Source organism: Stenotrophomonas bentonitica, assembly GCF_013185915.1.
GTDB classification, from domain to species: Bacteria; Pseudomonadota; Gammaproteobacteria; order Xanthomonadales; family Xanthomonadaceae; genus Stenotrophomonas; species Stenotrophomonas bentonitica.
On the sequence record NZ_JAAZUH010000001.1, the window covers coordinates 1,822,162 to 1,841,382 of the forward strand.

General features: G+C 66.8%; 19 protein-coding genes. 5 read left to right on the forward strand and 14 right to left on the reverse strand.

All coding sequences use genetic code 11. The features are described from left to right. Positions 1-57: 57 nt before the first annotated feature. Positions 58-1,104, reverse strand: a complete 1,047-nt coding sequence (locus HGB51_RS08000; RefSeq protein WP_102947251.1) for a rod shape-determining protein — start codon at positions 1,102-1,104, stop codon at positions 58-60. A 274-nt stretch (positions 1,105-1,378) separates the two neighbouring features. Here HGB51_RS08000 and HGB51_RS08005 point away from each other — a divergent pair, with 274 nt between their 5' ends. Next, entirely contained in the window at positions 1,379-2,317 is a 939-nt protein-coding gene (locus HGB51_RS08005) for a carbohydrate kinase family protein (RefSeq protein WP_070209143.1), read from the forward strand. A gap of 36 nt (positions 2,318-2,353) precedes the next feature. Here HGB51_RS08005 and HGB51_RS08010 read toward each other — a convergent pair whose 3' ends face one another. The 3 genes from HGB51_RS08010 to ubiE all read right to left on the reverse strand — a co-directional run bounded on the left by HGB51_RS08010 (position 2,354) and on the right by ubiE (position 5,933). Continuing rightward, positions 2,354-3,085: a hypothetical protein gene (locus HGB51_RS08010; protein WP_070209144.1), complete on the reverse strand. Its 732-nt coding sequence runs from the start codon at positions 3,083-3,085 to the stop codon at positions 2,354-2,356. Positions 3,086-3,176: 91 nt separating this feature from the next. Next, positions 3,177-5,108: a M1 family metallopeptidase gene (locus tag HGB51_RS08015; protein ID WP_070209145.1), complete on the reverse strand. Its 1,932-nt coding sequence runs from the start codon at positions 5,106-5,108 to the stop codon at positions 3,177-3,179. A 63-nt stretch (positions 5,109-5,171) separates the two neighbouring features. Further along, the gene (gene ubiE / locus HGB51_RS08020; protein WP_070209146.1) at positions 5,172-5,933 is read right to left on the reverse strand and encodes a bifunctional demethylmenaquinone methyltransferase/2-methoxy-6-polyprenyl-1,4-benzoquinol methylase UbiE; all 762 of its coding nucleotides are present in this window, start codon (positions 5,931-5,933) and stop codon (positions 5,172-5,174) included. Positions 5,934-6,004: 71 nt separating this feature from the next. Between ubiE and HGB51_RS08025 the strand changes: the two genes are divergently transcribed. The 3 genes from HGB51_RS08025 (at position 6,005) to HGB51_RS08035 (ending at position 7,390) form a co-directional block, all read left to right on the forward strand. Then, complete coding sequence (locus HGB51_RS08025) at positions 6,005-6,457, forward strand: nucleoside deaminase (RefSeq protein ID WP_070209147.1); 453 nt, start codon at positions 6,005-6,007, stop codon at positions 6,455-6,457. A 197-nt stretch (positions 6,458-6,654) separates the two neighbouring features. Further along, entirely contained in the window at positions 6,655-6,987 is a 333-nt protein-coding gene (locus tag HGB51_RS08030; protein WP_070209148.1) for a hypothetical protein, read from the forward strand. A gap of 7 nt (positions 6,988-6,994) precedes the next feature. Further along, positions 6,995-7,390 carry a low affinity iron permease family protein gene (locus tag HGB51_RS08035; RefSeq protein ID WP_070209149.1) on the forward strand — a complete coding sequence of 132 codons (396 nt, stop codon included), beginning with the start codon at positions 6,995-6,997 and terminating at the stop codon, positions 7,388-7,390. Between the two features lie 123 nt (positions 7,391-7,513). Here the strand turns inward: HGB51_RS08035 and HGB51_RS08040 are convergent, their stop codons facing one another. The 3 genes from HGB51_RS08040 to smeD are packed head-to-tail and all read right to left on the reverse strand — an operon-like array spanning position 7,514 to position 13,224. Next, positions 7,514-8,914 carry an efflux transporter outer membrane subunit gene (locus HGB51_RS08040; protein ID WP_070209150.1) on the reverse strand — a complete coding sequence of 467 codons (1,401 nt, stop codon included), beginning with the start codon at positions 8,912-8,914 and terminating at the stop codon, positions 7,514-7,516. Beyond that, complete coding sequence (gene smeE, locus HGB51_RS08045; RefSeq protein WP_070209151.1) at positions 8,911-12,045, reverse strand: multidrug efflux RND transporter permease subunit SmeE; 3,135 nt, start codon at positions 12,043-12,045, stop codon at positions 8,911-8,913. Before smeE ends, HGB51_RS08040 begins: the two co-directional genes overlap by 4 nt. A gap of 12 nt (positions 12,046-12,057) precedes the next feature. After that, entirely contained in the window at positions 12,058-13,224 is a 1,167-nt protein-coding gene (gene smeD / locus HGB51_RS08050; protein WP_070209152.1) for a multidrug efflux RND transporter periplasmic adaptor subunit SmeD, read from the reverse strand. A 163-nt stretch (positions 13,225-13,387) separates the two neighbouring features. Between smeD and HGB51_RS08055 the strand changes: the two genes are divergently transcribed. Continuing rightward, positions 13,388-14,056 carry a TetR family transcriptional regulator gene (locus HGB51_RS08055; RefSeq protein ID WP_070209153.1) on the forward strand — a complete coding sequence of 223 codons (669 nt, stop codon included), beginning with the start codon at positions 13,388-13,390 and terminating at the stop codon, positions 14,054-14,056. Between the two features lie 44 nt (positions 14,057-14,100). Here HGB51_RS08055 and hslU read toward each other — a convergent pair whose 3' ends face one another. The 7 genes from hslU to lptM all read right to left on the reverse strand — a co-directional run bounded on the left by hslU (position 14,101) and on the right by lptM (position 19,214). After that, the gene (hslU, locus tag HGB51_RS08060; RefSeq protein WP_070209154.1) at positions 14,101-15,477 is read right to left on the reverse strand and encodes an ATP-dependent protease ATPase subunit HslU; all 1,377 of its coding nucleotides are present in this window, start codon (positions 15,475-15,477) and stop codon (positions 14,101-14,103) included. A 139-nt stretch (positions 15,478-15,616) separates the two neighbouring features. Continuing rightward, positions 15,617-16,168: an ATP-dependent protease subunit HslV gene (gene hslV, locus HGB51_RS08065; RefSeq protein ID WP_070209155.1), complete on the reverse strand. Its 552-nt coding sequence runs from the start codon at positions 16,166-16,168 to the stop codon at positions 15,617-15,619. A 74-nt stretch (positions 16,169-16,242) separates the two neighbouring features. After that, positions 16,243-16,443: a DUF3079 domain-containing protein gene (locus HGB51_RS08070; protein WP_070209156.1), complete on the reverse strand. Its 201-nt coding sequence runs from the start codon at positions 16,441-16,443 to the stop codon at positions 16,243-16,245. Between the two features lie 85 nt (positions 16,444-16,528). Then, positions 16,529-17,434 (reverse strand): tyrosine recombinase XerC, encoded by a 906-nt coding sequence (xerC, locus tag HGB51_RS08075; RefSeq protein WP_171966780.1) that lies wholly within the window; start codon positions 17,432-17,434, stop codon positions 16,529-16,531. Between the two features lie 22 nt (positions 17,435-17,456). Next, positions 17,457-18,134, reverse strand: coding sequence for a DUF484 family protein (locus HGB51_RS08080; protein WP_070208003.1), 678 nt, complete (start codon positions 18,132-18,134; stop codon positions 17,457-17,459). Further along, positions 18,131-18,982, reverse strand: coding sequence for a diaminopimelate epimerase (dapF, locus tag HGB51_RS08085; RefSeq protein WP_070208004.1), 852 nt, complete (start codon positions 18,980-18,982; stop codon positions 18,131-18,133). The genes HGB51_RS08080 and dapF overlap by 4 nt, the downstream gene beginning before the upstream one ends. Continuing rightward, a complete protein-coding gene (gene lptM, locus HGB51_RS08090) occupies positions 18,975-19,214 on the reverse strand; it encodes an LPS translocon maturation chaperone LptM (protein WP_070208005.1) in 240 nt (79 codons plus the stop codon). The genes dapF and lptM overlap by 8 nt, the downstream gene beginning before the upstream one ends. Positions 19,215-19,221: the final 7 nt, after the last annotated feature.

Below are 19,221 nucleotides of genomic sequence, written 5' to 3' on the forward strand. Positions count from 1 at the left end.
GGCACGCAATGGGCATCACGCCGCAGGGGCGCGTCCACGACACAGGACCGGTACGGATTACTCCGGCGCAAAGAACTCGTTGCCGTGCATGTCCACCAGCTCCAGCGCACGACCGCCACCGCGGGCCACGCAGGTCAGCGGGTCGTCGGCCACCTGCACGTGCAGGCCGGTTTCCTCGGAGATCAGGCGGTCCAGGTCGCGCAGCAGCGCGCCACCGCCGGTCAGCACGATGCCGCGCTCGGCGACGTCGGCGCACAGTTCCGGCGGGGTCTGCTCCAGCGCCAGCTTGACCGCGCTGACGATGCCCGACAGCGGCTCGTGCAGGGCTTCAAGCACTTCGTTGGAGTTGATCTTGATCATCTTCGGCACGCCCTCGGCGAGGTTGCGGCCGGAGATTTCCATTTCGATGACCTCGGCCTGCGGGTAGGCGCAGCCCAGCTCGACCTTGATCCGCTCGGCGGTGGCTTCACCGATCAGCATGCCGTGGTTGCGGCGCACGTAGTTGGTGATCGACTCGTCGAAACGATCGCCACCGATGCGCACCGAGGCCGAATAGACGATGCCGTTCAGCGAGATCACCGCCACTTCGGTGGTGCCGCCGCCGATGTCGATGACCATCGAGCCACGGGCTTCGGTGACCGGCATGCCGGCGCCGATCGCGGCGGCCATCGGCTCTTCGATCAGGAACACGTCACGGGCACCGGCCTCCTCGGCCGATTCCTTGATCGCGCGACGCTCGACCTGGGTCGAACCGGCCGGCACGCAGACCAGCACGCGCGGGCTCGGGCGCAGCACGCGCGACTTGTGCACCTTCTTGATGAAGTGCTTGAGCATCGCCTCGGTGTAGGTGAAATCGGCGATGACGCCGTCCTTCATCGGGCGGATGGTGGTGATGTGGCCCGGGGTACGGCCCAGCATCTGCTTGGCTTCGGCGCCGACCGCGGCGACCGAACGGGTACCACCGATGGCACGGTCCTGGCGCACGGCCACGACCGACGGTTCGTTCAGCACGATCCCCTGCCCGCGCACGTAGATGAGGGTATTGGCCGTGCCCAGGTCGATGGACAGGTCATTGGAGAACATGCCACGCAGTTTCTTGAACATCTGGGAGTTGATCCTGAGGGGTGCCGCGCCCAATGCGGAATGGCGAAAAATTGGGCAGAATTCGAGGCCGACAAGCCTAGCAATCCCCCTGTGCGCGAGCAAGGAGAAATCTGCCCCAAAGCCAGCCTCGGCGGCCATTCAGGCGGATCCGGACAGCCGGGGTTCTGGCCCTGCGGCGCCGCACCCGTTAACCTTTGCGCCATTGGGCGCCTCTGGGCGCCGTTTCGTTGCCCGCCTGCCGGGCCTCAAACCCCATTCGCATAGGCCTTAATCGATGTCCGCTCTGATCTGTGGTTCTCTTGCCTTCGACACCATCATGGTGTTCCCGGACCAGTTCAAGAATCACATCCTGCCGGACAAGGTGCACATCCTGAACGTCTCGTTCCTGGTGCCGCGCATGCGCCGCGAGTTCGGCGGCTGCGCCGGCAACATCGCCTACAACCTGCACCTGCTGGGCGGCGAGCCGATCCCGATGGGCACGGTGGGCTCGGACTTCGGCCCGTACCGCGAGTATTTCCAGGGCCTGGGCATCGACCTGAGCCGGATCAAGGTGATCGACGAGCTGTTCACCCCGCAGGCGTTCATCACCACCGACCACGACAACAACCAGATCACCGCCTTCCACCCGGGCGCGATGATGCGGTCGTACGAGAACCATGTGAAGGACGTGCCGGGCGTGACCCTGGGCCTGGTCGGCCCGGACGGCCGTGAAGGCATGATCCAGAACTCGCAGGAGTTCTTCGAAGCCGGCGTGCCGTTCATCTTCGACCCGGGCCAGGCGATGCCGCTGTTCAACGGCCCGGAGCTGCGCACCTTCATCGAGCAGGCCGACTACGTGGTGGTCAACGACTACGAGTCCAACCTGCTGCAGGAGCGCACCGGCTGGGACGAAAAGGAGATCGTGAGCCGGGTCAAGGCCTACATCACCACCCGTGGCCCGAAGGGTGCGGTCATCCACACCCCGGAAAAGACTTACGACATCCCGCCGGCGCACGAGCGCCGCGTGGTCGACCCGACCGGTTGCGGCGACGCGTTCCGCGCCGGCCTGATCTACGGCATCGAAAAGGGTTACGACTGGCTGACCATCGGCCGCATGGGCAACCTGATGGGCGCGTTGAAGGTGGAGCACCCGGGCACGCAGAACCAGCGTTTCACGTTCGATGAGTTCAATGAACAGTTCAAGCAGCAGTTCGGCTACGCACTGAACGGTTGATCGTGCGGGAGTGCCGGGCAGGGCCCGGCACTACCCTCAATTCCACCAGTTCGGCATGCGGCTGGCGTCTACGCCGCCGGTTTCGAATACGGCGGTGCGGGTGCCGCCGGCCTTGACCGGGAACTCGATGCTGATGGATTTCGCCTTGCGGGCGAGCTTCCAGAGCGCTTTCTGGTCGGTGATGAACATCGCGATGGCTTCGTCGGTCTTCGGGCGCCAGGCGGCCATGCTGATCGGCTTGCCGTCATCCACCGTGACCTTGACCGTGCACTGCGGGCAGCGGAAATCGCCGGCCTGCAGCACCAGGTAGGCGTGGCGCTTCCATTCGGGGTGGTCGCGGAAGATCAGCTGCACCGGCTTGGGGCCGCTGCCGTCCACGTCCACGCGCTCCTTGCTGTAGATCGAGGCCGAGACCTGATTGCCCTTGGTGCCCACCGGCATCTGGTTGTACTGCCACAGGCCCTGCATTCGGCGCAGTTCGCGCGCGGTATCGGCCTTGGCCTTCACCTCGGCGTAGCCCGGTTCGATGCGCGCGGCCACGTCGGTGTCCTTGTACTGGTCCAGCAACGAACCGCCGTGGATGCGCGCGCGCTCCCAGTCCTGCGCGGCCACGGCCATGTCGTACTGCTTGGCCACGCCTTCGGCCTTCTGCTCCTTCTGCGCCCGGGCGGCGGCATCGGCCGCTTCCTGCGCCCTGCGCTCTTCCTCGGGGTTGCTGCACGCGGCCAGGGCGAACGCGCAGGCGGCGGCGAGGATCAATCGTTTCATCGGCAGGTCCGGTTGCAGGAAGTGTTCCGAGTTTACAAAGAAAAACGGCGGGGTTTCCCCCGCCGTTCTCGTTCAACGCATGGCCCGGCGGTTACTTGCCGGCGCTTGCCTTGTCCAGCATGTCCTGCACCGATGCGGTGGTGATCGGGTGGTAGCTGGGCTTGGCCTTTTCGAACGCCGCCTTGGCGAACGCCAGGCCTTCCGGGGTCTTCACCAGTTCGGCGTAGATCGGCAGGATCAGCTTGCGGCGGCCCACGCGCTCGATGAACGCACCGGCGGCCTCATTGGCTTCGGCATAGCCGCTGCGGATCGCCAGCGGGTACCAGCGCATGGCGATTTCGCCATTGGCGGTGCCGGTGAAGTGGTAGGCACGGTCCAGCGCGGCCAGCTTCTCCACCGGCAGGGTCTTGCCCAGGCCGTCGATGAAGTGGACCCATTCCTGGGTACCCCATTCGCTGGTGATCTGCGCATTCGGCAGCTTGTCGCTGCCCTGCCAGGCGATGCGCGCGGTGTCGACGATGGAGAAGTTGCGCGAACGTGCCTTGGTGGCGAACGCCGGAATGCCCGGCTCGTCCAGCCACGCCTTCAGCTCGGCATCGGTGACCGCGCCGGGCTTCTTGGACAGCAGGTTCTTCTTCAGGTACTCGACGAACTGGTCGGTGTTGGCGCTCTGGAAGGCATGGTCATCGAACCAGCCCCGCAGGAACGGGTCGAACACTTCGCGGCCGAAACGCTGCTCCAGGAACTGCAGGAACCACGAGCCCTTGACGTAGGCCACGTTGCTCAGCGCTTCGTCGGGGTCGCGCTCGGTCAGCGGCGGCAGCGCCAGCGCCTGGTCGGCCGGGCTCATGTCCTTCACTTCGGCCAGCAGGTCGTTCTGGTCGATCTCGCGCTCCATCTCGGCCATTTCCTGGCCATACAGCGCTTCGGTGATGCGACCCTGCACGTAGGTGGTGAAGCCTTCGTTGAGCCAGATGTCCTTCCAGCTCGAGTTGGTCACCAGGTTGCCCGACCAGCTGTGCGCCAGCTCATGGGCGACCAGCGAGACCAGCGACTTGTCGCCCACGATCACGGTCGGGGTGGCGAAGGTCAGGCGCGGGTTTTCCATGCCGCCGAACGGGAACGACGGCGGCAGCACCAGCATGTCGTAGCGGCCCCAGCGGTATTCGCCGTACAGCTTCTCGGCTGCACCGATCATCTTCTCGGTGTCTTCGAACTCCTTGGCTGCCTTGCCGACCATGGTCGGTTCGGCCCAGACGCCCGAGCGACCGGAGATCGGCTCGAACACCAGGTCGCCGGCGGCGATCGCCAGCAGGTAGGACGGGATCGGCTGCGGCATCTTGAAGGTGTAATCACCGTCACGCGCGGCCTTGGGGTCGTTGTCGGCGCTCATCAGCACCATCACGTCCGGACGCGAGGTCACGTGCGCGCTGTAGGTAAAGCGCACGCTCGGCGTGTCCTGCAGCGGCACCCACGAACGCGCGTGGATGGCCTGGGACTGGCTGAACATGAAGGGCAGCTGCTTGCCCTCGGTCATCGACGGCTCCAGCCACTGCAGGCCCGAGGCGGTCGGCGCGGTGTGGTAGGTCACCAGCACCTTGCCCGGCTGTTCCGGGGCTTCGATGGTCAGCTTGCTGCCGAACACCTTGTCGGCCGGCGCCAGCAAGAACTGCAGCGGCGTGGTCTTGCCATCGGCGCCCACGGCTTCGACCTTCTCGATGGTCAGCTCGCGGGTGTCGAGCACCAGCTGTTTGGCGGCCTTATCCTTCCAGTCCAGCGTATAGGTGGCGGTGCCACCGATCTGCTTGAAGTCGAAGTCCAGCTTCAGGTCCAGCGCCAGGTCCTGGATGACGACCTTGTCCGGCTCGGCATAGGAACTTTCATCGTGGCTGCGGTTGGCGGCTTTCACGGCGTTGGCGGCGCTCGGCTGGGCGGCGGGGGCCGCGGTCGGGGCGGCGGGCTCTTTGGAGCAGCCGGCGGCAAGCGCGACGGCCAGGGGAATCAGCAGGAACGGAGATCGCATTGAATCGGGACCGATCGGGGGTGAAACCGCCAGTTTACCCCCTCCCGAATCCTGAATAGGGCCTCAGATCTTGTACCCGGAATGGATCGAGACGATCCCCCCGGTCAGGTTCTTGTAGTGGCAGCGCGCGAATCCGGCCTCGGCCATCATGGTCTTGAGCGCTTCCTGCGGCGGGTGCTTGCGGATGCTTTCGGCCAGGTACTGGTAGCTGTCGGCGTCGCGCGCGAACAGCTGGCCCAGCTTCGGCAGGATCTTGAACGAGTGGAAGTCGTAAATCGGCTTGAACCAGTCCGCGGTGACCTCGGAGAACTCCAGCACGCGCGCCTGCCCGCCCACCTTCAGCACGCGGTACATCTCGCGCAGCGCGGCGTCCTTGTCGGTGACGTTGCGCAGGCCGAAGGCGATGGTGACCAGGTCGAAGCTGGCGTCCGGGAACGGCAGCGCCTCGGCGTTGCACTGCACGAAATCCAGCCCGGCGACCAGCCCACGGTTGGTCAGGCGGTCGCGGCCCACGGTCAGCATGCCGGCGTTGATGTCGCCGACCACCACCTCGCCCTCGTCGCCCACCCGCTCCTTCAGCAGCACCGCGATGTCGCCGGTACCACCGGCCAGGTCGAGCACGCTGTCGCCCGGCTTCACCTGCGCGGTGGCCACGTAGTAGCGCTTCCACGCCCGGTGGATGCCCAGGCTCATCAGGTCGTTCATCAGGTCGTAGTTGCGCGCGACCGAGGTGAACACTTCGCCCACCAGCTTCTGCTTGTCCGAGGCGGCTACGTCACGGAAGCCGAAATGGGTGGTGCCAGTCTTGTAGGGGGATTCGCTCATGCCGCCGATTATCGCACCGCCGGCCGGCCTGCGGCACCTTATGATGCCCCCTTCACTTCAACGGACTGCCCATGATCAGCACCCCCGACTACGCCGCCCTGCTCGAAACCGCCATTGCCGAAGCCCGCCAGGGCCTGGCCGAGGGCGGCATTCCGATCGGCGCGGCGCTGTACCACAACGACGGGCGCCTGCTCGGCTGCGGCCACAACCGCCGCGTGCAGGAAGGCGACCCCTCGGTGCATGGCGAGACCGACGCCTTCCGCAAGGCCGGTCGCCAGCGTCGCTACCAGGACACCATCATGGTCACCACCCTGGCGCCCTGCTGGTACTGCAGCGGGCTGGTGCGCCAGTTCAACATCGGCACCGTGGTGGTGGGCGAGTCGGTCACTTTCCAGGGCGGCATCGACTGGCTGCGTGAGGCCGGCGTGCAGGTGATCGACATGCAGAACCAGGAATGCATCGACCTGCTCGGCGGATTCATCTCGGCCCACCCCGAAGTCTGGAACGAAGACATCGGCGAGTAACCCGCACCGCATCGTGCGCCGCGGCGCACGATGCAGGTCGATGACGACACCCTTGGCGACGGTTGGCGTGCCGCAGTCATGAATACTTCAGCTGCGCAGGGGCGATCCGCACGCCCGCTGCACATTGCCGTGACACCCCATGCACTGCGCGTTACGCATCATCAGGGTGCCTTCTCTTCCTGTGAATCGCCGCAACCATGTCCTCCGTGCCGCTGTCCATTCCAGACGTGATCAACGTCGAGGCCGAAATCGCCTATTGGCGCAAGCAACATGCGGACGGCAACATGAAGTTGCCCTCGTTCGGGCATTACGTTCCGTGGATCAAGTTCGCCTGCGACTCGCTGATCTCGCACCCGCGGGCCGGCGACAAGGAGCGCGACGAAGCCTTCCAGGCGCACTTTGCCTACCAGATCATGCCGCGGCTGACCGAGGCCGAAGCGCGTGAGTTCGTCGAACAGGTCTGGGAAAACGTGTACCTGCGCAGCCAGCACGACCAGAACGCCCGCCCGCGACTGAGCGCCGGCGCCTGAGCGTTTCATGAAACTCCGCAGCGTGTTCAACCTGGTCGCCAAGAAGGCGTCCTACGCGGCGGGTACGCCGTGGACCTTCCTGGGCGCGGTGACCATCGTGGTGATCTGGGCCCTGAGCGGGCCCGTGTTCAAGTTCAACGACACCTGGCAGCTGGTCATCAACACCGGCACCACCATCATCACCTTCCTGATGGTGTTCCTGATCCAGCACAGCCAGAACGCGGACACCGCCGCGATCCAGATCAAGCTGGACGAGCTGATCCGCGTTACCGCCGAGGCCAACAACGAATTGCTGGATTTGGAGGAGCTGGACGAGGAGCGGCTGGAGGAGATCCGGCGCACCTATGAAGAGATGGCGCGAAAAGCGAGTGCCACCCTGGCGAAGCGGCGCGGGGATCGTTGAGGTCGGCGCCTGTCCGGGCACCGCGTGGGACACGCATGGCGTGTCGCTACGCATCCCCGCCGTCGATCAATCCGCCATCTGCCCACCGCATAGAGACACGCCATGCGTGTCCCACGCGCACCGTCAACGCGCGGCTACCTCCCCCCGCTCATACCAACCGCCACCGAGCACCTTGTACAACGCCACCTGGTTGGACAGCTGGTTCAACTGCGTGCTGACCAGCGACTGCCGTGCGCTGTAGGCGGTCCGCCGCGCGTCCAGGAGGGTCAGGAAGCTGTCCAGCCCCGCGTCGTAGCGCGCCTGCGACAACCGCTGCGCCTGCTCGGCGGCCGCGACCAGCGCCTGCTGCGAACCCAGCTGCGCATCCAGGCTGTCATTCAACGCCAGCGCATCGGCCGCTTCGCGGAAGCCGGACTGGATCGCCTTCTCATACTGGGCCAGGGCGATGTCGCGGTTGGCGTTGGCCACGCCGAGTCCGGCGCGCAGCTTGCCGCCCTGGAAGATGGGCAGGTTGAGCGTCGGCATGAAGCTCCAGACCCGGGTGCCCGAATCGAACAGGCCCGACAGTTCCGACGACGCCGAACCGACACTGCCGGTCAGGCTGATCGAGGGGAAGAACGCCGCACGCGCCGCGCCGATGTTGGCGTTGGCCGCCAGCAGGGTGTGCTCGGCGGCCATCACGTCCGGCCGGCGCAGCAACACCTCGCCCGGCACGCCGCCCGGAATCGCGCGCACGGCAGCGACCTCGGTGGATTCCCCGTCCGGCAGCAGCGCGGCGTCGACCGGTCCGCCGGCCAGCAGCACCAGCGCGTTGCGGTCCTGGGCGACCTGGCCCTGGAAGCGGGCCACGTCGGTGCGCGCGGTTTCCACCAGCGTGCGGGTCTGGCTGAGTTCCAGCGCCGATGCGCTGCCCAGCTGGTGGCGCGCTTCGCTCAGGCGCAGCGAATCTTCATAGGTCGCCAGCGTCGCCTCGGCGATCTTCAGCTGCTCGCTGTCCGCGCCCAGGGTCAGCCACGCGTTGGCCACTTCGGCCACCAGCGCCAGCTGCGCATTGCGGCGGTTGGCGGCTTCGGCGAAGTACTGCTGCAGCGCCGCCTGGCTCAGGTTGCGCACGCGCCCGAACAGGTCCAGTTCGAACTCGACCACGCCCAGGTTGGCGCTGAACTGTTCGGTGACCGGCGCGTCGCCGCCGCTGCGGGTCATCTGCCCCTGTACGCCCACCGCCGGGACGCGGTCGGCGCGCTGGATGCGGTACTGCGCACGCGCCTTGTCCACGTTGAGCACGGCCACGCGCAGGTCGCGGTTGTTGTCCAGCGACTGTGCGATCAGCGACTGCAGGCGCGGGTCGACGAAGAAATCGCGCCAGCCGATGTCGGCCACTTCGCCCGCCGCCGCGGTGGCGGTGGACGCCGGCCACTGCGCCGGGATCGCCGGCGCGACCTCGGTGCTGCGCGGTTCAAGGGTGGCGCAGCCGGAGAGCGACAGGACGGCGGCGATGGACAGGATCAACGATGTAGTTTTCATGATGCTTTCCGGGAATCGGTGCGCCGGTTGAACAGCTTCTGCACCACTACGAAGAACAACGGAATGAAGAACAGGCCCAGCACCGTGCCGACGATCATGCCGCCGAGCACGCCGGTGCCGATCGCCCGCTGCGCGCCGGAACCGGCACCGGAGGCGATCGCCAGCGGCAGCACGCCCAGGCCGAACGCCAGCGAGGTCATGATGATCGGGCGCAGGCGGTCGCGGACCGCGTGCATGGTGGCTTCCAGCACGCCCACGCCCTTCTCCAGGTTCTCCTTGGCGAACTCCACGATCAGGATCGCGTTCTTGCTGGTCAGGCCCACCGTGGTCAGCATCGCCACCTGGAAATAGATGTCGCGTTCCATGCCACGCATGCTGTTGGCCAGCACCGCACCGAGGATGCCCAGCGGCGCCACCAGCAGCACCGAGGTCGGCACGCTCCAGCTTTCATACAGGGCGGCCAGGCACAGGAACACGATCAGCAGCGAAAGCGTGTACAGCAGCGGTGTCTGCGAACCGGCCTGGCGTTCCTGGTAGGACAGCGCGGTCCATTCGATCTCGAAGCCCGGCGGCAGGTCCTTGGCGATCCGCTCGATCTCGGCCATGGCATCGCCCGAGGCGACGCCCGGGGCCGGTTCGCCCTGGATCTCCATCGCCGACACGCCGTTGTAGCGCTCCAGGCGTGGCGAACCGTAGTCCCAGCGCTTGGACGCGAAGGCGCTGAACGGCACCATCTCGCCGGCGCTGTTCTTCACCGACCACAGGTTGAAGTCGTCCGGGTTCATGCGGAACTCGGCGTCGGACTGCACGTACACGCGCTTGACCCGGCCACGGTCGATGAAGTCATCGATGTAGCTGCTGCCCCAGGCCGCGGCCAGGGTGCTGTTGACCGAGCTGATCGACAGCCCCAGTGCATTGGCCTTCTCCACGTCCACGTCGATGCGCAGCTGCGGGGTGTCTTCCTGGCCGTTCGGACGCACGTTGGCCAGCAGCTTGCTCTGCGCGGCGCCCCCGAGCAGCTGGTTGCGGGCGTTGAGCAGGGCTTCGTGGCCCTGGCCGCTGTTGTCCTTCAGGAAGAAGGTGTAGCCCGAGCCGATGCCCAGCTCCGGCATGGCCGGCGGCGGGAACGCGAAGATGAAGGCGTCCTTGACCTGGCCCAGCGCGCCCATCGCACGCCCGGTGATCGGACCCACGCCCTGGTCGGCATCACGCTCCTTCCAGTCCTTGAGCTTGATGAAGGACATGCCCGCGTTCTGGCCCATGCCGGCGAAGCTGAAGCCCTGCACCGAGAACACCGATTCAACCGCCTCGGTTTCGTTCTTCAGGAAGTGGTCTTCCAGCTTGTACATCGCTTCCAGGGTACGTTCCTGGGTCGCGCCAACCGGCGTCTGCACCAGCGCCATCAGGATGCCCTGGTCTTCATTGGGCAGGAACGAGCTGGGCAGGCGCGCGAACATCAGGCCCATCACCACCACCAGGGCGGCGAACACGGCCATGAAGCGCCACGGCCGCGCCAGGATGCCCTTGACCCCGCGCTGGTAGCTTTCGCTGGAGCGGTCGAAGCCGCGGTTGAAGGCGTTGAAGAAACGACCGGACCAGCCCTTGTGCGCGACGTGGTGCTCGCCCTTCTTCAGCGGCTTGAGCATGGTGGCGCACAGCGCCGGGGTCAGCACGATGGCGACCAGCACCGACAACGCCATTGCAGAAACGATCGTGGCCGAGAACTGCCGGTAGATCACGCCGGTGGACCCGCTCATGAAGGCCATCGGCACGAACACCGCCGACAGCACCAGGCCGATACCCACCAGCGCGCCGGTGATCTGGCCCATCGACTTGCGGGTCGCCTCCAGCGGCGACAGCCCCTCTTCGGACATGATGCGTTCGACGTTCTCCACCACCACGATGGCGTCGTCGACCAGCAGGCCGATGGCGAGCACCATCGCGAACATGGTCAGCATGTTGATCGAGAAGCCCAGCGCGGCCAGGATGCCGAACGTGCCCAGCAGCACCACCGGTACCGCGATGGTGGGAATCAGGGTGGCGCGGAAGTTCTGCAGGAACAGGTACATCACCACGAACACCAGGATGATCGCTTCGATCAGGGTCTTGATCACGCCCTTGATCGAGACCTGCACGAACGGGGTGGTGTCGTACGGCACCACCGACTCCAGGCCGGCCGGGAAGTTGGCCTTCAGGTCGTCCAGCGCGGCGCGCACGCCGTTGGCGGTGTCCAGCGCGTTGGCGCCGGTGGCCAGGGTGATGGCGATACCGGTGGACGGCTTGCCGTTGTAGCGGGTGACGAAATCGTAGCTTTCCGCGCCCAGCTCGACGCGGGCGACATCGCCCAGGCGCAGTTCGCTGCCGTCGGTGCCGCCGCGGACCAGGATATTGCGGAACTGTTCCGGGGTCTGCAGGCGGTCCTGCGCGTTGATGGTGGCGTTGAGCTGCTGGCCCTTGACCGACGGCGCGCCGCCGAGCTGGCCGATGGCGACCTGCGCGTTCTGCGCGGTGATCGCGGCGGTCACCTCATCCACTGACAGTTTGTAGGTGTGCAGCTTGTTGGGGTCCAGCCAGATGCGCATGGCGTACTTGCCACCGAACACCTGGATGTTGCCCACGCCCGGCACGCGGCTGAGCGGGTCGACGACATTGGAGCCGACGTAGTCGGAGATGTCGTTGGCGTCCATGCTGCCGTCGTTGGAGACGAAGCCGATCACCTGCAGGAAGCCGCTGCTGGACTTGGCGACGTTGATGCCCTGGCGCTGCACTTCCTGCGGCAGCAGCGGCATGGCCAGCTGCAGCTTGTTCTGCACCTGCACCTGGGCGATGTCCGGGTCGGTACCGCTTTCGAAGGTCAGGGTGATGGTGGCCTGGCCGTTGGCCGAGCTGTTGGACGAGAAGTAGATCAGGCCATCGATGCCCTTCATGTTCTGCTCGATGATCTGGGTCACCGAGTCTTCGACCACCTTGGCCGAGGCGCCCGGATAGGTGGCGCTGATCTCGACGGCGGGCGGCGCTACTTCCGGGTACATCGACACCGGCAGCTTGAGCACCGCCAGCGCACCGGCGAGCATGATGATGATCGCAATCACCCACGCGAAGATGGGGCGATCAATGAAATAACGAGCCATGGGGTGCGTTCCTTACTGCTTGCCGGCCGCAGCCGCCGGGGCTGCGGGGGCGGCGCCCATTTCAGTGGCCTGCACGGGCATGCCCGGCTGGATCTTCTGCAGGCCTTCGACGATGACCTTGTCGCCGGCCTTCAGGCCGTCTTCGACCAGCCACTTGCTGCCCAGGGCGCGGCTGACCTTGACCGGTCGCACTTCGACCTTGTTGTCCTTGCCGACCACCATGGCGCTGGTCTCGCCCTTGGCGTCGCGGGCGATGCCCTGCATCGGCACCAGCAGGGCGCTTTCGCGCACGCCGCTGCCGACCTGGGCGCGCACGTACATGCCGGGCATCAGCACCTGGTCGGGGTTGGCGACCTTGACCCGCAGCGCGTAGCTGCCGGTGCTGGGGTCCACGCTGACTTCGGAGAATTCCAGGCTGCCCTTGTGCTCGAACGGGGTGCCGTCGTCGAGCAGGATGGTCACCGGCAGGCTCTGGTTGTCCTGCAGGCGGCCGCTGGCCAGTTCGCGGCGCAGCTGCAGCAGTTCGCTGGCGGACTGGGTCAGGTCCACATAGATCGGGTCGAGCTGCTGCACGGTGGCCAGGGCGTCGGCCTGGCCGGCGCTGACCAGCGCGCCCTGGGTGACCGAGGACTTGCCGATGCGGCCGCTGATCGGAGCGGTGATGCGGGCAAAGCCGAGGGTGACATTGGCGGCGTCGAGCGCGGCCTTGGCGGCACCGACATCGGCTTCGGCCTGCTTCTGCGCGGCGACGGCGTTTTCGAGGTCCTGCTGGCTGACCGCGTCGACCTTGGCCAGTTCGGTGATGCGCTTGGCGCTCAGGCGTGCGGCATTGGCGGTGGCTTCGGCGCGCGCAAGCTGGGCGCGGGCGCTGTTGGCCTCGGCGCGGTAGCTGGCGTCGTCGACCTGGTACAGCGGCTGGCCGGCGGTGACCAGGCCGCCCTCGGTGAACAGGCGCTTGGCGACGATGCCACTGACCTGCGGGCGCACTTCGGCGACCAGGAAGGCATTGGTGCGGCCGGGCAGTTCGCGGGTCAGGCCGACCTGTTCGGCCTTGAGGGTGGCGACGGTGACCTGGCCGGGACCGCCCTGCTGGCCTTCCTGTTCACTGCCGCCGCAGGCGGACAGGGTCAGGGCGATCGCCAGGGACAGGGCGAGGAAGCGATACGGGGTTGGAGACATGGTGGGGGCTCGCGGCAAACAGAAAGAGGGCTGGGAAAACCGCTCTCGTAGCTACGCGCGGTCCTCACCGAGGATCAGTGGGGCGTAAATATACATACATGCATGTTTGTTTGTAAACGGGTACAATTCAGGCCGGTTTCATCCAGCACGTGCACAGAGCGCAATGGCCAGAAAAACCAAAGAAGCGGCCCAGGCGACGCGCGAGGGGATCCTCGACGCGGCCCAGGTCTGCTTCCACGAATTCGGGGTCGCCGGGACCAGCCTGGCGATGATCGGCGAGCGCGCGGGCTATACCCGGGGCGCGGTGTACTGGCACTTCAAGAACAAGTCGGAGGTGCTCACGGCGATGATCGACCGCGAGCGCATCCCGTTCATCGAGCGCCTGCGGCGTACGGCGTCGTCCAAGCGCACGACGCCGGTGCGCGACCTGCGGTCGGCGCTGCTGGTGTCGTTCCAGGAAATTTCAGAGGACGAGCGCCTGCGCAACATGCTGGAGATCATGCTGCGCAACGATCTGTCGGTGGAAAGCCAGGCGATGCAGGAGATGCAGCGCGAGATGTCGCGCGAGGAGCTGGCGATCATCGGCGCGGCGATGCAGCGCGCGCGCGAACTGGGTCAGTTGCGCGAGGGCGTGGACGTGGACACGGTGGCGCGCATCATCAGCACGAGCCTGACCGGGGTGCTGTACAGCGCGATGCTGGAGCCGGAACTGTTCGAGCTGCAGCGCGACGGCCGGCAGACGCTGGACGCGATCTTCAGTGCGTTCGTGGTGCCCGGCGTATTCGAACCGGGCTCGCCGCCCGAGGCGTTGCCGACGGACGACGAGGCATAGCTGGTAGAGCCGGGCCCTGCCCGGCTCCACAACGCCGAACCTGGTTACAGGATGTAACGGCTCAGATCCGGATCCTTGACCAGTTCACCCAGGTGCTTGTCCACGTAGGCCTTGTCGATGGCGATGGTTTCGCCGTCGCGGTCCGGGGCTTCGTAGCTGAGCGAGTCGAGCAGGCGTTCCAGCACGGTGTGCAGGCGACGGGCACCGATGTTTTCCTGGCGTTCGTTGACCTGGAAGGCGATCTCGGCGAGGCGGTCGACCGCGTCTGCGGTGAAGGTGACGGCCACGCCTTCGGTCTGCAGCAGGGCTTCGTACTGCTTGGTCAGCGCGGCCTTGGGCTCGGTCAGGATGCGTACGAAGTCGTCCTTGCTCAGCGCGCCCAGTTCGACCCGGATCGGGAAACGACCCTGCAGTTCGGGGATCAGGTCGCTGGGCTTGGCCAGGTGGAACGCGCCCGAGGCGATGAACAGGATGTGGTCGGTCTTGATCGTGCCGTACTTGGTCGAGACGTTGGAGCCTTCCACCAGCGGCAGCAGGTCGCGCTGCACGCCTTCGCGGGAGACGTCGCCACCGCCGACGTTGTCGCCGCGCTTGGCGACCTTGTCGATTTCGTCGATGAACACGATGCCGTGCTGTTCGCAGGCTTCGATCGCGGCGGTGCGGATGTCGTCTTCGTTGACCAGCTTGCCGGCTTCTTCTTCCACCAGCAGCGGGCGCGCGGCCTTGATGGTCAAGGTGCGCTTCTGCGCCTTGGCGCCGCCACCAAGGTTGGCGAACATCGACTTCAGCTGCTGGCCCATTTCTTCCATGCCCGGCGGGGTCATGATGTCCAGGCTGACGTTGGCCGAGATGTCGAGTTCGATCTCGCGCTCGTCCAGTTCGCCGTTGCGCAGCATGCGACGGAACTTGATGCGGGTTTCATTGTCCTGCGCGGACGGCTCGTTGCGCGCGGCTTCGGGGTCGAAACCGATGCCGCCGGCGCGGCGCGGCAGCAGCGCGTCGAGGATGCGGTCTTCGGCGCGCTCTTCGGCCTGGGTGCGTACGCGCACCTTGGCCTGTTCGCGGTAGAGCTTGACGGCGGTGTCGGCCAGGTCGCGGATGATCTGTTCGACGTCCTTGCCGACGTAACCCACCTCGGTGAAGCGGGTGGCTTCGACCTTCACGAACGGGGCGTTGGCCAGGGTGGCCAGGCGACGCGCGATCTCGGTCTTGCCGACGCCGGTCGGACCGATCATCAGGATGTTCTTGGGCATGACTTCATTGCGCAGCTCCGGCACCAGCTGCATGCGGCGCCAGCGGTTCCGCAGCGCGATGGCCACCGCGCGCTTGGCGTCGTGCTGGCCGACGATATGCCGGTCCAGCTCCTGCACGATCTCGCGCGGGGTCATGGTGGCGGAGGACACTTCGATCTTGTGGGGCATGGGTGTGCTCACATGAAATTGGGTAGGGCTGTCGCGATGTCGAAAGGCAACGTAACGGTGAGGTAGAGCCACGCCCTGCGTGGCTGGTCCGGCACCGCTGCCACGCAGGGCGTGGCACTACGAGCTGTAACGCGGCGCGTTACAGCTCCTCAACCACGACGTTGCGGTTGGTGTAGATGCAGATGTCGCCGGCGATGTTGATCGCTTCGCTGGCAATGGTGCGTGCGTCCAGTTCGGTGTGCGCCATCAAGGCGCGCGCGGCGGACAAGGCGTAGGAACCGCCGGAACCGATCGCGATGATGCCGTCTTCCGGCTCGATCACGTCGCCGGTGCCGCTGATGATCAGCGAGGTTTCCTTGTCGGCCACGGCCAGCAGCGCTTCGAGCTTGCCGAGGCGGCGCTCGGTGCGCCAATCCTTGGCCAGCTCCACGGCAGCGCGGGTCAGCTGGCCGTGCTTTTCGAGCTTGGCTTCGAACAGTTCGAACAGGGTGAAGGCGTCAGCCGCTGCGCCGGCGAAACCGGCCAGCACCTGGCCGTCGCGTCCCAGTCGGCGCACCTTGCGCGCGTTGCCCTTCATCACGGTGTGGCCCAGCGTGACCTGGCCGTCGCCGGCGATCGCCACGTGCTCGCCGCGACGCACGCAGACGATGGTGGTGGCATGAAATACGGTGGGGTTCTGACTGGGATCCATGGTGCCTCCGGTAGCTGTTCGAGGGACATGGGGCCGCCCGCCGCTGCCATCAAGCCTGCGCATGAAGCTGCCGTTCAGCGCTTGACGTGCGACGGCCGCTCCGGATCGGGCTCCAGCCCCCACGCCACGTACCAGTCTTCCCCCTGGGTCTCGGCCGGATGCAGCGTACGCCCGGAGCCATTGCCGCATTTCAGCTGCTCTGCCGCGCAGTAAAGATCGCAGCCCCAGCAGAGACGCTCGGGGTGTTTCGGGTTCAACGGAAAAGGTCTGGCCATCCTGGACTCCTCCTGAGCCCTCACGATGCGCCCCGCCCACGGCCCCCGCATTGATCCAGATCAAGCCGAAGCGACCGCCCCGCATTCAGCCGCCCGGCGGCGTGCCCTCACCCGGGTCCTTGCGCCGCTTGGCGCGGGGATGCGCGGCGTCATACACCTTGGCCAGGTGCTGGAAGTCCAGGTGGGTGTAGATCTGGGTGGTGGCGATGTCGGCGTGGCCGAGCAGTTCCTGCACGCCGCGCAGGTCGCCGGAGGACTCCAGGATGTGGCTGGCGAAACTGTGCCGCAGCATGTGCGGGTGCACGTGCTTGAACAGTCCCTGGCGCTGGGCCAGCTGGCGGATCCGGATCTGCACGGCGCGCTGGGTGATCGGTCCGCCCTTGCGTCCTGGGAACACCGGTTGCGCCTCGCTGCCACCGCTCTCGTCGCGCCAGCCCAGCAGCGCGTCGCGCGCGTGCGAACCGAACGGCACGCGGCGCTGCCGGTTGCCCTTGCCGAGCACGTTGACCAGGCCGGTGGCGAAATCCAGGTCACGCCAGATCAACGCGCACAGCTCGCTCAGGCGCAGGCCGGACGAGTAGAACAATTCCAGCAGCGCGCGGTCGCGCAAGCCCAGCGGCGCGTCCGTGGGAAGTTCCACCAGCCGCACCGCCTCGTCCGCGTCGAGCACCTGCGGCAGTTTGCGCGGCGCCTTCGGCGCCTTCAGCCCGGCGGCCGGGCTTGCGGCGATGCGCTGGTGCTTGAGCAGCCACGCATAGAAGCTGCGGCAGGCCGACAACCGGCGCTGCAGCGACTTCGGCGCCAGTCCGCGGCGGTGTTCGTCGGCGATGAACCGACGCAGCTGCGGACCGTCGAGGGCTTCGGCGCTCGCATCCTGCTGGGTCGCCCAGCTGCCGAGCGCGTCCAGGTCGCGCCGGTAGGCGTCCAGCGTGTGCGCCGACGCGCGGCGCTCCACCTGCAGGTAGGCGAGGAAGTCCTGGACAGCGTTCATGCAGTCGCTCGCCGGCTGGGGCTCAGGCCGGGTCGAACCGCTTGAGCGCCACGGCCAAGGCTTCGCCCATCATGCGCAGGAACAGCGTCCCCATGCCCGGGTAGAAGCGGTTGCCGTCATGGCTGCCGACCGCGATCAGGCCCACGCCGGGCAGTGGCAGCAAGGCGCTGGACTGCACTTCGTCGACCCGCCCGCCGTACAGCACGGTGTTCTTCTCCGGCTGCAGGCGGCCACAGATCGGCTCGCCGTCCTTCAGGCAGTCGCGGAACGAGGCCAGCAGCGGGCTGCCTTCCTCGATCACCTGCAGCCACGGCGCCTGTTCCAGCCCCGGCACCGGCTGCAGCACCACCAGGCGGACCAGGTCGCCGGCGAAATCCTCTTCCAGCGACGCGGCCATCGCCCGCAGGGTGTCGGCCGCATTGTCCTGCTTCATCAGCGCCAGGGTGAGCTGGTGGGTGCGCACGGCCAGGCGTTCATTGACCTGCGCGTTGGCGGCCAGGTCGGCCAGCCGCCGCGACAGTTCGCGGTTCTTGTCGCGCAGCACTTCCAGCTGGTAGCTGGCCAGCGACGCGGTGGGGCCGTCATCGCGCGGCACCACGAGGGTCAGCGCCAGGTCCGGGAACTGCTTCAGGAACGCCGGGTGGCGGCGCAACCAGGCGGCGACTTCATGCGCCCCGATCTTCTCGACGGTCTCGCTCATGCGTTCCACTCCCCTTCGAAGACGAATGCGGCGGGGCCGGACATCACCACTTCGGCGTCGTCGCTGGGCCAGCGCAGGCGCAGGTCGCCGCCCGGCAGCGACACGGTGGCGTCGCGCTGCAGGCGGCCGCGCTGCATCATCACCACGGCGGCGGCGCAGGCACCGCTGCCGCAGGCCAGGGTTTCGCCGACGCCGCGCTCGAACACGCGCAGGCGTGCCTGCTGCGGGTCGATGACCTGCACGAAGCCGACATTGACCGACTGCGGAAAGCTCGCGTGCTGCTGCAGCAGCGGGCCCAGCCGCTCCACCGGTGCCGCGTCGACCAGGCCGACTTCGATCACCGCATGCGGGTTGCCCATGGACACCGCGCCAAAGCGGACGGCATCGCCCTGCAGCGGCAGCACGTACTCCGGACGCGCGCGGGCAAAGCCCAGCAGCGGCACCTGCTCCGGTTCGAAGCGCGGCACGCCCATCGCCACGGCGTACTGGTCGCTGCCGATGCGCTCGATGGCGTGCGTGGCCAGCGGGCTGTCGATGTTGAAACGTTCGCCCTGCGCGGCGCCGTCGCGAACCAGCCAGGCGGCCACGCAGCGCGCGCCATTGCCGCACTGCTCGGACTGCGAACCGTCCGAGTTCCAGATCCGGTAGGCCGCGACCGAGCCTTCGGCGCGCGGCGGTTCGATGGTCAGGATCTGGTCGCAGCCGACGCCGGTGTGGCGGTCGGCCAGCCGGGCAGCCAGCGCCGGGGTCGGTGCGGGCGTACCGTCACGCAGGTCGAGCACGACGAAATCATTGCCGGCGCCGTGCATCTTGCTGAAGCGCAGCGCGGGAGCAGCGGCCTTACTCATTCCCGTCGTCGTCGGTGTCGGTGTCGGTGCCGAGCTGCGGGTCGACCGGATCGGGCACCACCTGTGGATCGTTGGTGGCGTCGGTGGCCTCGGCATCAGCGGCCGGTTCGACCACCTGCTCTTCCACCGGCACCGGCTTCTGCGGCATCACCAGCGGGCCCTTGTTGCCACAGGCCGAAAGGGACAGCAGCGCCAGCGCTGCCAACGGAATCAGGATGCGATTAGTGCTCATGGTTCGA